At 66.6% G+C, this 14,460-nt stretch carries 12 protein-coding genes and 1 pseudogene; 9 read left to right on the top strand and 4 right to left on the bottom strand.

The features are described from left to right. The first annotated feature begins 29 nt into the window (after positions 1 to 29). The 5 genes from G3I17_RS34280 (at position 30) to G3I17_RS34300 (ending at position 5,687) form a co-directional block, all read left to right on the top strand. Positions 30 to 743, top strand: a complete 714-nt coding sequence (locus G3I17_RS34280; protein WP_203591157.1) for a heme-copper oxidase subunit III — start codon at positions 30 to 32, stop codon at positions 741 to 743. Continuing rightward, complete coding sequence (locus tag G3I17_RS34285) at positions 740 to 1,606, top strand: cytochrome c (RefSeq protein ID WP_164602540.1); 867 nt, start codon at positions 740 to 742, stop codon at positions 1,604 to 1,606. Before G3I17_RS34280 ends, G3I17_RS34285 begins: the two co-directional genes overlap by 4 nt. Then, positions 1,603 to 2,661 carry a Rieske 2Fe-2S domain-containing protein gene (locus G3I17_RS34290; protein ID WP_164602542.1) on the top strand — a complete coding sequence of 353 codons (1,059 nt, stop codon included), beginning with the start codon at positions 1,603 to 1,605 and terminating at the stop codon, positions 2,659 to 2,661. The genes G3I17_RS34285 and G3I17_RS34290 overlap by 4 nt, the downstream gene beginning before the upstream one ends. 5 nt (positions 2,662 to 2,666) lie before the next feature. Further along, positions 2,667 to 4,343 carry a ubiquinol-cytochrome c reductase cytochrome b subunit gene (locus G3I17_RS34295; RefSeq protein WP_343238520.1) on the top strand — a complete coding sequence of 559 codons (1,677 nt, stop codon included), beginning with the start codon at positions 2,667 to 2,669 and terminating at the stop codon, positions 4,341 to 4,343. A gap of 123 nt (positions 4,344 to 4,466) precedes the next feature. After that, a complete protein-coding gene (locus G3I17_RS34300; RefSeq protein WP_343238521.1) occupies positions 4,467 to 5,687 on the top strand; it encodes a serine hydrolase domain-containing protein in 1,221 nt (406 codons plus the stop codon). Positions 5,688 to 5,805: 118 nt separating this feature from the next. Here G3I17_RS34300 and G3I17_RS34305 read toward each other — a convergent pair whose 3' ends face one another. The 4 genes from G3I17_RS34305 to coxB form a co-directional block, all read right to left on the bottom strand. Further along, the gene (locus G3I17_RS34305; RefSeq protein ID WP_203591158.1) at positions 5,806 to 7,065 is read right to left on the bottom strand and encodes an Ig-like domain-containing protein; all 1,260 of its coding nucleotides are present in this window, start codon (positions 7,063 to 7,065) and stop codon (positions 5,806 to 5,808) included. 154 nt (positions 7,066 to 7,219) lie between these two features. After that, the gene (locus G3I17_RS34310) at positions 7,220 to 7,615 is read right to left on the bottom strand and encodes a cytochrome c oxidase subunit 4 (RefSeq protein ID WP_164602546.1); all 396 of its coding nucleotides are present in this window, start codon (positions 7,613 to 7,615) and stop codon (positions 7,220 to 7,222) included. Continuing rightward, positions 7,612 to 9,390 (bottom strand): cytochrome c oxidase subunit I, encoded by a 1,779-nt coding sequence (gene ctaD, locus G3I17_RS34315; RefSeq protein ID WP_164602548.1) that lies wholly within the window; start codon positions 9,388 to 9,390, stop codon positions 7,612 to 7,614. The genes G3I17_RS34310 and ctaD overlap by 4 nt, the downstream gene beginning before the upstream one ends. Next, positions 9,387 to 10,286, bottom strand: a complete 900-nt coding sequence (coxB, locus tag G3I17_RS34320) for a cytochrome c oxidase subunit II (RefSeq protein WP_164602550.1) — start codon at positions 10,284 to 10,286, stop codon at positions 9,387 to 9,389. The genes ctaD and coxB overlap by 4 nt, the downstream gene beginning before the upstream one ends. Before the next feature lie 94 nt (positions 10,287 to 10,380). On the opposite strand from coxB, the pseudogene G3I17_RS34325 reads away from it, so the two are divergent. The 4 genes and pseudogenes from G3I17_RS34325 to G3I17_RS34345 all read left to right on the top strand — a co-directional run bounded on the left by G3I17_RS34325 (position 10,381) and on the right by G3I17_RS34345 (position 14,426). Then, positions 10,381 to 11,711 (top strand): annotated as a pseudogene (locus G3I17_RS34325) (aminotransferase class V-fold PLP-dependent enzyme). A gap of 43 nt (positions 11,712 to 11,754) precedes the next feature. Beyond that, positions 11,755 to 12,315, top strand: a complete 561-nt coding sequence (locus tag G3I17_RS34335; RefSeq protein ID WP_164602558.1) for a GNAT family protein — start codon at positions 11,755 to 11,757, stop codon at positions 12,313 to 12,315. Beyond that, the gene (locus G3I17_RS34340) at positions 12,312 to 13,040 is read left to right on the top strand and encodes a Sir2 family NAD-dependent protein deacetylase (RefSeq protein ID WP_343238522.1); all 729 of its coding nucleotides are present in this window, start codon (positions 12,312 to 12,314) and stop codon (positions 13,038 to 13,040) included. The genes G3I17_RS34335 and G3I17_RS34340 overlap by 4 nt, the downstream gene beginning before the upstream one ends. Before the next feature lie 144 nt (positions 13,041 to 13,184). Continuing rightward, positions 13,185 to 14,426: an ATP-binding protein gene (locus G3I17_RS34345; RefSeq protein WP_164602562.1), complete on the top strand. Its 1,242-nt coding sequence runs from the start codon at positions 13,185 to 13,187 to the stop codon at positions 14,424 to 14,426. The last annotated feature ends 34 nt before the right edge of the window (positions 14,427 to 14,460 follow it).

Here is a 14,460-nt window from a genome sequence, read left to right on the forward strand (position 1 = left end):
TCCAACAGTAAGAACAGGAAGTCGGCGACATGCATGGGGGTGGGCGTGCTGTCCCATCCCTCGACCGACATAATGACGCCGTGGCCACTGCAACCGCGCTCCCAGCGTCTCGTGAACACGGACACCACGACCGTCCCAGCATGGTCAGTGTCGGCACGATCGTCTGGCTCTCGAGCGAACTGATGTTCTTCGCCGCCCTGTTCGCGGCGTACTTCACCATCCGGTCGGTGACGACCGCTGCCGCAGGAGCGGGGGTGGAGTCCCTCTGGGACGCGTCCACCGAGCTGTTGAACGTGCCGTTCGCGGCCGTCAACACGACCATCCTGGTGCTGTCCTCGGTGACCTGCCAGCTGGGCGTCTTCGCCGCCGAGCACGGCAAGGTCGGCCGGACCGGATCGGTCGGCAACGTCCGCTCCTGGGGGATGCGCGAGTGGTTCATCCTCACCTACCTGATGGGCGCGGTGTTCATCGCCGGTCAGGTGACGGAGTACGCGACCCTGATCCACGAGGGCCTGACGATCTCGTCGTCGCCCTACGGATCGGTCTTCTACCTGACCACCGGCTTCCACGGTCTGCACGTGACCGGCGGTCTCATCGCTTTCGTGTTCGTCCTCGCCAGGACGTACATGGCTCGTAAGTTCACCCACGAACAGGCCGTCTCCGCCATCGTCGTGTCGTACTACTGGCACTTCGTCGATGTGGTCTGGATCGCCCTGTTCGCAACCATCTACCTGCTCAAATGAGTGAGAAGAGACTTTCCTTGTCACCGGCGCGCTTCCTCTCCGCGCGACGACGGCACCGGTCAGCCGGCCTCGTCGTGCTCCTGTTCGGCCTCCTGGCGGTGGGTTCCGCGTACGCCGCGTTCGCCCCCGACAACGCGGTGGCGGACAACTCAGCCCAGTCCCAGCAGATCGAAGAGGGCAAGAAGCTCTTCGCGGTCGGCTGTGCGAGCTGCCATGGTCTGAACGCCGAAGGCGGTGGCAACGGCGAGGGCAAGTACGCCGGCCCGTCGCTGATCGGCGTCGGCGCCGCCGCGGTCGACTTCCAGGTCGGTACCGGCCGGATGCCCGCCCAGCAGCCCGGCGCGCAGATCCCGCGTAAGACCCCGTCTTATACCCCAGCCGAGATCGAGGCCCTGGCGGCGTACGTCGCCTCCCTCGCCCCTGGCCCGGCGGTACCGGCGGAGGACTCCTACGACATCAGCAAGGTCACCGACGAGCAGGTCACCCGTGGTGGCGAGCTGTTCCGGACCAACTGCACGGCGTGCCACAACTTCGCCGGCAAGGGTGGCGCGCTGCCGAACGGCCGCTACGCCCCGTCGCTGATGAACGTCGACCCCAAGCACATCTACGAGGCCATGCTCACCGGCCCGCAGCAGATGCCGGTCTTCTCCGACCAGGTCCTGCAGCCGGACGACAAGCGTGACGTGATCGCGTACCTGAACGCGCTGCAGGAGCAGAAGGACCCGGGTGGCTTCGGTCTCGGCCGGCTCGGTCCGGTCTCCGAGGGTCTGTGGGGCTGGCTGGTCGGAATCGGCCTGCTGGTCGGCGTGGCGGTCTGGATCGGCGCCAAGGGCGTCAAGGCCAAGGGAGTGAAGGCAGAGTGAGCGACGAGAAGGCGAACCTGCCCGCCGTGAGCGGGGACCAGGGTCACAGCAGCCAGGTGGTTCTGGCCGAGCCGATCCCCGACCCGGGGATCGAGCCGCACGAGCAGCGGATCCAGGACATCGACCCCAAGGCTGCCGACCGGGTCGAGCGCCAGGTCTCCACGATGTTCGGCCTGGCCGGACTACTCACAGTGGGTTCCTGCGTCGCGTACTTCGCGATCCCGCGCGACTCGACGCTCGAGTTCGGGCCGCTGACGGGTAACGCGAACAACCTCACCCTCGGGGTGACCCTCGGGCTGGCGCTGTTCCTGATCGGCGCCGGCGCGATCCAGTGGGCCAAGAAGCTGATGGTCGACACCGAGATCGCCGAGGACCGGCACGACGCGCACTCCACGCCGGCGCAGAAGGCCGACATCATCGAGGGCTTCCAGGAGGGCGTCGCGGAGTCGGGCTTCACCCGCCGGAAGATGATCCGCCGGTCGCTGATCGCCGCGATGGGTCTGCTCGGCCTGCCGACCATCGTCTTCCTGCGCGACCTCGGCCCGCTGCCGGGCCGCAGCCTCTACACCACCATCTGGGCCAAGGGCATCCGCGTCGTCAACGACGTCACCCTGCGCCCGATCAAGCCGTCCGACCTGGTCGTCGGCCAGCTGGTCAACGCGGCACCGGCCAACCTGGCTCCGATCGAGGAGGAGAGCGCGGTCGAGTACCAGAACGAGAAGGCCAAGGCCGCGGTGATCGTGGTCCGGATCGCACCGGACAAGATCCGGACGCCGGCCGGCCGGGAGAACTGGGGCATCGACGGCATCTTGTGCTACTCGAAGATCTGCACCCACGTCGGTTGCCCGATCTCCCTGTACGAGCAGACGACGCACCACGTGCTCTGCCCGTGCCACCAGTCGACGTTCGACCTGGCCGACGGCGCCAAGGTCATCTTCGGCCCTGCTGCCCGTCCGTTGCCGCAGCTACCATTGGCTGTCGACGCAGAGGGCTACCTTGTCGCGCAGAGCGGCTTCAACGAGCCGGTCGGCGCGAGCTTCTGGGAACGAGGGTGACAACCGTGTCTGAGAAAGACTTTCCCCCGCCGGTCAAGTGGGTCGACGACCGTCTGGGCATCGGGAAGCTCGGCAAGAAGAACCTTCGCAAGGTGTTCCCGGACCACTGGTCCTTCATGCTCGGTGAGATCGCGCTCTACAGCTTCATCATCTTGCTGCTGACCGGTGTGTTCCTGACCTTCTGGTTCCGGCCGTCGATGGCCGACGTCGAGTACCAGGGCTCGTACAGCCTGCTCAAGGGCCTGCACATGTCGGAGGCCTACGCCTCGACGCTGGACATCTCGTTCGACATCCGCGGCGGCCTGCTGATGCGGCAGATCCACCACTGGGCGGCGGTGCTGTTCGTCGCCTCGATGATGGTCCACCTGCTCCGCATCTTCTTCACCGGCGCGTTCCGCAAGCCGCGCGAGCTGAACTGGGTGATCGGCTTCGGGATGCTGTTCCTCGGCATCATCGAGGGCTTCATCGGGTACGGCCTGCCGGACGACCTGCTGTCCGGTACCGGTCTGCGGATCACCCAGGGCATGATCCAGGCGTCACCGATCGTCGGCAGCTACCTGACCTTCTTCATCTTCGGTGGCGAGTTCCCCGGTGACGACTTCGTCTCGCGGTTCTTCACCGTGCACGTGCTGCTGATCCCGGGCCTGATCCTCGCCCTGGTCACAGCGCACCTGTTCCTGGTCGTCTACCACAAGCACACGCAGTACCCGGGTCCCGGCCGGACCGAGAAGAACGTCGTCGGCTACCCGCTGATGCCGGTCTACATGGCCAAGGCCGGTGGCTTCTTCTTCGTCGTCTTCGGCATCACCGCCCTGATGGGCGCACTGCTGCAGATCAACCCGGTGTGGCTCTACGGCCCGTACAACCCGGCCGAAGTGACCGCAGGCTCCCAGCCCGACTGGTACATGGGCTGGCTGGAGGGCTCCGTGCGCTTGATGCCGGGATTTGAGAGTCATTTCTGGGGCGTCACGCTCAGCTGGAACCTGCTGATACCGGCGCTCATCATCCCGCCGGCGTTCGTCACCCTGGTCGCCCTGTATCCGTTCATCGAAGGCTGGATCACCGGCGACAAGCGCGAACACCACCTGCTGGACCGGCCGCGCAACATGCCGACCCGGACCGGGATCGGCGCCGCGTTCATCACGTTCTACGGACTGCTCTGGATCGCCGGTGGCAACGACCTGGTCGCCACCCACTTCGGGGTATCGCTGAACAACGTGACCTGGTTCCTGCGGTTCGCGGTCTTCATCGGCCCGGTGCTCGCGTTCTGGGCAACTCGCCGGATCGCGATCTCCCTGCAGCGCGCGGACACCGACCGGATCCTGCACGGCCTCGAGTCGGGCATCATCGTCCGTACCCCGGACGGCGAGTACTACGAGAAGCACACCCCGATCTCGAACTACGAGGCGTACGAGCTCACCGCTCGCGACCGGCTCCTCCCGCTGGAGGTCGGCCCGGAAACGGACGACAACGGCGTACGGGCCCCGAAGCGAGCAATCACCAAGGTGCGCGCCCGGCTCTCCAAGTTCTACTTCGCCGACGCGGTCCAAAAGCCGACGGCAGCAGAGATCGAGGAGGCTCACGCGCACGGTCGCCACGACGAGCACGAGGCAGTGGAGGGCACCACCGACACGGCCGAACTCGACGAGAGCACTTCGCACGAGGTAACACCGCACCACTGAGCACAGCGTTGAATCCGAGGGCCCCGGCGAATTCGCCGGGGCCTTCGTCTTTCCGGCGCACCGCTGAGGCCATGTCAGGACGGTGGCGGGCCGATGTCAGGGCAGTTGGCCATCGTGGCAGCCATGATCACTTCAGCGATCGCGGCCTCGGGGCCGCGTAAGACGTTCCAGGACAAGTTCTTCCAACGAGCGGGCAGTACGGCGCTGGCGGTCGCGCTGTTGGCCGGAATGACCGCACCTGGGATGGCAGTCGCAACCGGCGAACCGGAGGCTGCTGTGGGACGGCCGGACTTGCAGGAGGCTGCCCAGGCGATTGTCGACGCCGGTTTCGCCGGGGTCCAGCTGCGGGTGCACGGCCAACGGGGCGACTGGGTTGGTAGGGCCGGCGTACGGAAGCTGGGCGAGAGCGCGAAGCCGCCGACGGATGGGCGCTTCTGGGCAGGCAGCGTCACCAAGACCTTCACCGCGACCGTGGTGTTGCAGCTCGTCGCCGAAGGCAAGATCGGCCTCGACGCCTTGGTGGCGAGCTACCTGCCCCACCTCGGCCTGGACCGGCGGATCACCGTACGGATGCTGCTGCAGCACACCAGCGGGTTGTTCAACTACACCGGCGAGTACTACGACGACGGGACCGTCACGCCGGGGATCCCCGCGGCAGGCAAGGCGTGGGTCGACAACCGGTTCCGCAGCTACCGGCCGGAGGAGCTCGTCCGGTACGCGTTGTCCAAGCCACCGCGCTTCGCACCGGGGACGGACCAGAACTACTCCAACACCAACTACACGCTCGCTCTACTCCTGATCGAGAAGATCACGCGCCACTCGTACGTCGACGAGGTGCAGCACCGCATCCTGCGTCCGCTCGGACTGCGCGGCACCGTGGTCCCAGGCAACCGAACGCAACTCCCCGGACCGCACGCCCACGGCTACTACCGCTACCAGGCCGCCGGCGAATGGCAGACGGTCGACGTCACCCGCCAGAACCTCTCCCTCCTGGCAGGCGCCGGCGACCTGATCTCGACCACCCAGGACCTCCGCACCTTCATCACCGCCCTGATGACCGGCAAACTCCTCCCGGCCCCGCTACTGGCCCAGATGCGCGACCCTCACGGAAAACTCGGCTACGGCTTCGGCCTGTTCGTCCAAGACCTTGGCCCGCAATGCGGCGGCACGGTCTACCAACACAACGGCAGCCCACCCGGCGGCTACGGAGCCCTCATGTACAGCTCCCCCGATGGCAGCCGAACCCTGACCGCCTCGGTGACCATCGGAGACGCCGCAATCGACCCAGCTGTGGAGTTCCCAAAAGCCCTGAGCAAGCTCTTGCAGACGGTGTTCTGTACCTGAGTAGCCAGGCCTCAGCCCGCTGAGCCGGCGTGGGGTGGCGAGTGGTTGGGCAGGCGTTGGGGTTGTACACAAAACAGCAGCCGACCGGGGAGCGGTCGGCTGCTGTTGGGAGCTGGGGTCAGGCGAGGGCTGAGCCGGCTTTGTACTTGGCCCAGGTTTCGTTCCAGTCGGTCCAGCCGTTGCCGGGCTCCATGCCGCGGGTTGTGCCGGTGACTACGACGGGGTCGCCTCGGAGGGTTTGGGAGAAGTACCACTGGCCGTCTTTGAGGCTCATCCCGACGCAGCCGTGGCTGACGTTGGCACTGCCCTGGCTGCCGGTGGACCAGGGAGCGCCGTGGATGAACTCGCCGGAGCTCGTCACCCGCTGGGCCCACTGCACGTTGCTGATGTTGTAGTAGTCCGGATCGCCTGGCTTGATCCCGACAGTGGCGGCGTCCATCCGCTTGGTCTTGAACTTCTCCATGATGACCTTCGTGCCACTGCGGGTGGTGAAGCCGTCCTTGCCTGCGGTGATCGGGATCGTCCGGGCGAGTTTGCCGCTGATCACGACGGTCATCGTGTGCTTCTTGACATCGATCTTGGTCACGACGGACTTGCCGATGGTGAAGTCGATCTTGCGGCTCGCGGAGCCCCAGATGTTGCCGCCTGCGTTGACGCCCTGGGTGTCGATGTCGACCGAGACCTTGACGCCGGCCGGCCAGTAGTTCTTGGGGCGGTAGTTGACCTGCTTGCTGTTCATCCAGTGCCAGCTGCCCTCGACCGGGACCGAGGTGGTCACCTTGAGGCGCTTCTCGACGGCGGCGCGGTCCTTGACCGGGTTGTTCCAGAAGATCTGCACCGGCATCGCGACGCCGACGGTCTCGCCGTCCAGCGGGGCCACCGAGGCCTTCAGGTTGCCCGACGCGGCCAGCGTCTTGAAGTTGGAGCTGATCGGGATGCTGGCGCCGTCGGTGCCCTTCGCCGTACCGGTCAGCGTGTACTTCGCTCCCGGCTTCAGCCCGGACCCGGACGTCCACACCGACTTGTCGTCGTTGAGCGTGCCGTCGACCTTGCCGCCGTTGGAGTCCTTCAGCGTCACGCCGGACAGCTCGCCACCGGTACTGGTCACGGTGACCGGCTTGTCCGGGCGGACCGCGGAGGCGCCCTTGGCCGGGACGATCTGGACGCCCGCGGCCGCCGGGTCGTCGGACGGCGTCGTGCTCGCGCCTGGCGTCGTGGAGGCGCCCGGAGTACCGGAGCTGCTGCCGCTCGACGGGTTGTTACCCGTGGACGGTGCTGGATCGGCCGCCTTCGTGTCGCTGCAGGCGGTGCCGACGAGCAGCATCGCGCAGATCCCGGCCACGGCCAGGCCGTGCTTACGGACCGTACTACTCAACACCCTGAGCTCCCCTGTGTAACGATCAGCCGCCGGCCAAAGCCTAGCTCGCCGGTCGGTCATACCCACGCACTGAAGTCGTCACCAGTACGGCGGAGCCCACGGCCCGCTGTACTGATGACGTCCGGCGAGCCGGAAAAGTTTACTCAGCGGGCACTCAGTGAGCGTGATCACCACGGTAGTACTCGAACACCCAGCCACTCAGGGTGACGATGCCGATCGCGGTGCCGACGATGAACAGCCACCAGCCGAAGACGATGCCGAGCACGATCACCGACAGCGTGGCGGCGCACCACAGCGGCCACCACGAGTACGGCGGGAAGAAGCCCAGCTCACCGGCTCCGTCGGCGATCTCGGCTTCCTTGCGGTCCTCCGGACGGGCGTCCATCCGGCGGCCGGTGACACTCAGGTAGAAGGCGACCAGCAGCGACAGGAAGAACGTCATCACCAGCGCCGTGGTGCCGGTGGGGTCCTCCGACATGATCCAGTAGATCGGCGTCACGATCAGGACGAACACCGTCAGGATGCCGAAGACCCAGGCCTCCGCCTTCATGCCTTACCCTCTCCGTCCGCGCCGGTACCGGCCGCGATGTTGCGTTCCAGGTTCTCGACCCGGCCCTGGTCCTCGCCGGCGTCCAGCAGGTTGTCCCGAGGAGCACCGCTGTCCGGATACTCCGCCATCGCGATCTCCGGGTGGTGCAGGTCGAAGGCGGGGCTCTCCGACCTGATCCGCGGCAGGCTGACGAAGTTGTGCCGCGGCGGCGGGGAGCTGGTCGCCCACTCCAGCGAGCGGCCCCAGCCCCACGGGTCGTCGACGCCGACCAGCGGCGATTTGCGCGACTTGTAGACGTTGTAGAAGAACGGCAGCATCGACAGGCCGAGGATGAAGGCGCCGACGCTGGAGACCTCGTTCAGCGTGGTGAAGCCCTCGTTCGCCCCGTACGACGCGTAGCGGCGCGGCATCCCCTCGACGCCCAGCCAGTGCTGCACCAGGAACGTCGTGTGGAAGCCGATGAACAGCAGCCAGAAGTGCAGTTTGCCGAGCTTCTCGTCGAGCATCCGGCCGGTCATCTTGGGCCACCAGAAGTAGAAGCCCGCGAACATCGCGAACACCACCGTGCCGAAGACGACGTAGTGGAAGTGCGCCACCACGAAGTACGAGTCGGACAGCTGGTAGTCCAACGCCGGCGACGCCAGGATGACGCCGGTCAGGCCGCCGAACAGGAAGGTGGTGAGGAAGCCGACCGACCACAGCATCGGGGTGTCGAAGGACACCGAGCCGCCCCACATGGTGCCGATCCAGTTGAAGAACTTCACCCCGGTGGGCACCGCGATCAAGAACGTCATGAAGGAGAAGAACGGTAGGTTCACCGCGCCCGTGACAAACATGTGGTGGGCCCACACCGCCACCGAGAGGACCGCGATCCACAGTGTCGCGCCGACCAGACCGATGTAGCCGAAGACGGGCTTGCGACTGAAGACCGGCAGGATCTCGGTGATGATGCCGAAGAACGGCAGCGCGATGATGTAGACCTCGGGATGCCCGAAGAACCAGAACAGGTGTTGCCACAGCAGTGGCCCGCCGTTGGCCGCGTCGAAGACGTGAGCCCCCAAGGCTCGATCCGCCTCCAGCATCAGCAGCGCGCCGGCCAGGATCGGGAAGGCGATCAGCACGAGGATCGACGTCACCAGGATGTTCCAGGTGAAGATCGGCATCCGGAACATCGTCATCCCGGGTGCCCGCATGGTGATGACCGTGGTGACGAAGTTGACCGCACCGAGAATCGTGCCCAGACCGGCCATCCACAGACCCATGATCCACAGGTCACCGCCGATCCCCGGCGAGCGGACCGCGTTCGACAGCGGCGCATAGGCGAACCAGCCGAAGTCAGCCGCACCGCCCGGCGTGAAGAAGCCGCTGATCGTGATCAGGCCGCCGAACAGGAACAGCCAGAAGCTGAACATGTTCAGCCGCGGGAACGCGACGTCGGGGGCACCGATCTGGACCGGCATGATCACGTTCGCGAAGCCGACGAACAGCGGCGTCGCGAACAGCAGCAGCATGATCGTGCCGTGCATCGTGAAGAGCTGGTTGTAGACCTCTTCGTTCACGATCTGCAGACCCGGCTTGGCCAGCTCGGCGCGGATCAGCAGCGCCATCACGCCGCCGATCAGGAAGAAGACGAACGAGGTGATCAGGTACAGGTGACCGATCAGCTTGTGGTCGGTGGTGGTGAGCCACTTGACCGCGATCTGGCCCTTGGTGCGCCGCCTCGGCAGCGCGGTCGCGGCACCGATGGCGCCCGTGCGTTCGGCGATGTCCGTCACTTCTCGCCCTCCTGCTCCCCGTGGCCGGGAATGGTGGTCGCATCCGAGCCACCGGTAGCTGCGCCGGTCTGGCCCTTGGCGGCCAGCTCCCTGAGGTGCGCCTGGTACTCGTCGGCCGTGACCACCTTGACGGTGAAAATCATCCGGCTGTGGTACAGACCGCACAGCTCCGCGCACTTACCCGCGAAGGTGCCGGTCTTGGTCGGGGTCAGCTCGAGCTTGTTGGCACGGCCCGGGATGACGTCCAGCTTGAAGTAGAACGCGGGCACCCAGAAGGAGTGGATGACGTCCGGCGAGGTCAGGTCGAAGTGCACCGACTCGCCCACCGGCAGCCACAGCGTCGCGGGGTTGTCCAGGGTGCCGGTCTCCCAGACCCCTTCCTTCCCGTCGACCGTCTCCTTGTAGTTGAAGGTCCACTGCCACTGCTGGCCGACCACGTTGATCGTGTGCGCCGGGTTGTCCGACATCTCGGTGATCTTGTTGCCGTGCTCGACGGTGTAGAAGAAGAGCACGCCGATGATCGCGAACGGCGCGAGGGTGTAGAGCACCTCGAGCGGCAGGTTGTAGCGCGTCTGCCGCGGCGCGTCCTCGTTCCGGCGGCGGAACCGGACCGACGCGTAGAGGATCAGGCCCCAGGTGAGGACGCCGATGATCAGGGCGGCGATCCAGGCGCCGATCCAGAGGCTTCTCATCGCCTCGGTACGGTCGGATGCGCCCGGGGGCAGACCGAGTCGTTTCCACTGCTCGGTGGTCTCCGTCGAGCAGCCGGTCAGCACCAACGTGCCCACCGCTACTGACGTCGCCACCAGCAGGCGTCGCTTCGCCGGACGTACCGCGGCGCGGGCCCTCTTCAGACCTGCTGCGCGCACCACTCCGGGCGTGCCGTTCGAACCCACGGGGCGCCTTTCCCTTCCCAGGTGAGACTGACGACAGAACACTACTGGACACCTTCCCGCGTTCTGCGCATAGGTAGGGCTTAGCGTTTCCCGTGTGACCACCCGTGCGTACCTAGATGCCGCGACAGCGGAACCACTGCATCCCGCGGCGCGGGAAGTGTTGCTGTCGGCATTGGATTCCGGGTGGGCCGACCCGGCCCGGTTGCACCACGAAGGACGGACCGCCCGGCTGCTGCTCGACAACGCCCGCGCGGTCCTTGCCGAAGGCCTCGGAGTGCGGGTCGACGAGCTGTTCTTCTCGACCTCCGGGACCGCCGCGATCCACGCCGGATTGCTCGCTGTGACCGCCGCCCGCCGCCGGGTCGGCGACGTGGTCGTGCACTCCGCCGTCGAGCACTCCGCAGTGCTCCATGCAGCCGCAGCAGCCGGTACTACGCACGAGGTGGCCGTCGACAGTCTCGGGCGGGTTGACGTGGACGCCTTCGCCGAGCGCATCAGGCAACCGGGTGTAGCCGTCGCCGCCTTGCAGTCCGCCAACCACGAGGTGGCCACCCGCCAGCCCATTGCGGAGATCGCCGAGCTCTGCGCGGCTGCCCGGGTCCCGCTCTTCGTGGATGGCGCCGCCTCCGTCGCGCATGACGTAGTACCGGCTGGCTGGTCTGCGTTGACCGCCAGTGCGCACAAGTGGGGTGGGCCGGCAGGCGTCGGGCTCCTGGCAGTACGGAAGGGGACGCGGCTGGCACCGAGCTGGCCTGTGGATGAGCGGGAGGACGGCCTCTCCCCCGGCCACCCGAACGTCCCCGCGGCCCTGGCTGCCGCCGCTGCCCTACAGGCACGCCTACAAGAGGCGGATGAGCTCAACCAGCAGCACCGGGCCTGGATCGACGAGCTGCGGCGCCGGGTCGCGACCGACATCCCGGACGTCGAGGTGGTAGGCGACCCGGTCGACCGACTGCCACACGTACTCACCTTCTCCTGCCTGTACGTCGACGGCGAGGCGCTGGTGACCGCCCTGGACGCCGAGGGCTTCGCCGTGTCTAGCGGATCAGCCTGTACTGCGAGCACACTGCGCCCGTCGCACGTGCTCGCGGCGATGGGGGTGCTGACCCATGGCAACGTCCGGGTCTCGCTCGGCCGGACCAGTACGCATGCCGAGGTCGACCGTTTCGCGACCGTACTGCCCGGCATCGTGCGGCGGATCCGGGCGGAGGTGGGGATGTGACGCTCGACTGCCGCGGCATGCTCTGCCCGCTCCCGGTGATCAAGCTGGCCCAGGCATTCCCCCAGCTAGCGATCGGCGAAACCATCACCGTCCTCGCCGACGACCCGGCCGCCGCCACCGACATCCCCGCCTGGTGCCGGATGCGCTCCCAGGAGCTCGTCTCAGCCGAGGACGACCAGTACGTCGTACGCCGCCTCAGCTAAAACCGTTGGCCGCCCCTGCCTCCGTGTTGCGAGACTGCGCAGCGTGACTGACTTTGCTTACAAGCCGACGCTGACGGGTGACCTGGTTGAGCTGCGACCGCTGGTCGAGGATGACTACCCCGCTCTGCAGGTCGCGATGGACGACCCTGAAGTGGTCCGGTTCACCGGGAGTCGCGGGGAGATCGGCGAGGAGGCGGCTCGCAAGTGGTACCGGACCAGGGGTGAGCAGACTGACCGGCTGGATCTGGCGATCGTCGACCAGGTGAGCGGTGCAGTGGTCGGCGAGGCCGTGCTGAACGAGTGGAGTCCTCAGGACGAGAGCTGCAACTTCCGGATCCTGATCGGCCCGGCCGGCCAGGGCCGCGGGCTGGGCACCGAGGCGACCCGGCTGATCGTCGGGTACGGGATCGAGGAGCTCGGGCTGCACCGGATCGAGCTCGGCGTGTACGCGTTCAACCCGAGAGCCCAGCGGGCGTACGAGAAGGCTGGTTTCGTCACCGAGGGCGTTCGCCGCCACGCACTGCGCTGGGACGGCGAATGGGTCGACGAGATCGTGATGTCGGTACTGGCTGCGGACTGGAAGGCGCTACGTTCGGGGGCGTGACCGACCTCGTCTCGAAGGCCCAGCGGATCGCCGTACTGACCGGCGCCGGGATCTCCACCGCCTCCGGGATCCCCGACTTCCGCGGTCCGCAGGGCCTGTGGACGAGGAATCCCGCCGCGCAGGCGATGTTCGACATCGACGAGTACGTCGCTTCGGCCGAGGTTCGCGCCGAGGCGTGGAAGTTCCGCCGGGTGGCAGCCGCGTGGGACGCCGAGCCCAACGCCGGCCACCGGGCCCTCGTCGACCTGGAACGCCAGGGCCGCCTGACAGGCCTGATCACCCAGAACGTCGATGGCCTGCACCAGAAAGCCGGCTCCTCCCCCGCGTTCGTCCACGAACTGCACGGCACCGTCTGGTACGTCGACTGCCTCACCTGCGCCCGGCGCATCCCGATGGCCGACGTCCTCCCCCGCCTCGAAGCAGGCGACCCCGATCCCGCCTGCGAGGTCTGCGGCGGCATCCTCAAGTCGGCCACCATCTCCTTCGGCCAATCCCTGGACCAGACCGTCCTCGACGCCGCCACCAAGGCGACCCAGGAAGCCGACCTCTTCCTCGCGATCGGCACCTCCCTGCAGGTCTACCCAGCCGCCGGCCTCTGCGACCTGGCCCTCCGAGCCGGCATCCCCCTCATCATCCTCAACGCCGAACCCACCCCGTACGACGAAGAGGCCACCGCCGTCCTCACCACCCCGATCGAGGAAACCCTCCCCGGCCTGGTCACCTGACCGGACGGATCCGCAACACACCCCCGGACAGATCCGCAACGAGCGGTTCGACAAATCCGCAGCACCGATCCCGACGGATCCGCAACAGAAGATCCGACAGATTCGCAACAGCGCTACCGACGGATTCGCGGTAAGATCTGTCGCATGACGCTACTCAACCGAAGTGCTGCCGCAATCGTGCAGGCAGCGCTGACCGACACTCCGGTGGTCGTCATCAACGGCCCTCGGCAGGCCGGCAAGACAACCCTGACACAGCGGATCGAGTATCCGGGCTCACACGATTTCGTGTCGCTGGATGACGAGCCGATCCTCGAGGCTGCCCGGCAAGACATCCGGAACTTCGTCAGCCGTCCCGTCGACACCTTCGTCATCGACGAGGCGCAACTGGAGCCACGGCTCTTTCGGGCCATCAAGGCGGCGGTCGATCGAGACCGGCGGCCGGGACGTTTCGTCCTCACGGGCTCATCGCGGCTTTTGTCCGCTCCGGACATGGCCGCCTCGCTGGTCGGCCGCGTGGAGACGATCGACCTGTGGCCTTTCTCGCAAGGAGAACTTGACGGTGTCAGGGACACCTTCGTCGACGTCTTGTTCGAGTCGCCGGTGGAACTGGTCCGGAACGGCGCGACCTCACGACAGCAGATCGTCGACCGAATCGTCACCGGCGGTTACCCAGAGATCATCAACCGCTCGCAGCAACGACGCACTCACTGGTTCAAGAGTTATCTGACAACCATCACCCAGTCGGTGATCCGGGACATCTCCGCTGTCGAGCATCTCGCCGAGATCCCCAAACTGTTGCAACTGTGTGCGACCCGAACCGGCAACGAACTGAATGTCAGCGCCGTCGCCAACGACTTGGGGCTTCCCGGCCGGACTGTCGACGGGTATCTCGCAGTGCTGGCGCAGGCTTTCCTGATCGAACGAATCCCCGCCTGGTCGACCAACCTGAGCAAGAAGGTGATCAGGCGACCGAAGCTGGTGATGACCGACACCGGGCTCGCTGCCCACCTGATCCGCGCCTCCAGTTCGACGACCGATCGAATCGGTGGGCCTTTCGGGCAACTGCTGGAGACATTCGTTGCCAACGAGATCCGCAAGCAGCTGACCTGGTCGACCGAGACGCCGTCCTTGTGGCACTTTCGCGACCGTGACGGCGCTGAGGTGGATCTGGTTCTCGAGCATCCGGACGGTCGGGTGGTGGGGATCGAGGTCAAGGCGACGAGCACACCGTCCAGCACTGATCTTCGGGGGCTCCGGTACCTGGCTGACCGGCTCGGCGACCGGTTTCATTTCGGGGTGTTGCTGCATACAGCGCCTGAGGCGACGCGGTTCGGGCCGAATATCGCGGCCTTGCCGGTCTCGGCGCTCTGGACTCCCGTCACCTGACCGCGACCTTCTGGGTCTTCCTTCGTGGTGGAGG

Origin of the sequence: Streptomyces sp. SID13031 (assembly GCF_010548305.1) — a bacterium.
GTDB lineage: Bacteria > Actinomycetota > Actinomycetes > Propionibacteriales > Kribbellaceae > Kribbella.

Excerpts from the sequence above, each read along its gene's own strand:
- G3I17_RS34280 (WP_203591157.1), top strand. The coding sequence starts at position 30 with ATGCATGGGGGTGGGCGTGCTGTCCCATCCCTCGACCGACATAATGAC.
- G3I17_RS34285 (WP_164602540.1), top strand. The coding sequence starts at position 740 with ATGAGTGAGAAGAGACTTTCCTTGTCACCGGCGCGCTTCCTCTCCGCG.
- G3I17_RS34300 (WP_343238521.1), top strand. The coding sequence starts at position 4,467 with ATGATCACTTCAGCGATCGCGGCCTCGGGGCCGCGTAAGACGTTCCAG.
- G3I17_RS34310 (WP_164602546.1), bottom strand. The coding sequence starts at position 7,615 with ATGAAGGCGGAGGCCTGGGTCTTCGGCATCCTGACGGTGTTCGTCCTG.
- G3I17_RS34345 (WP_164602562.1), top strand. The coding sequence starts at position 13,185 with ATGACGCTACTCAACCGAAGTGCTGCCGCAATCGTGCAGGCAGCGCTG.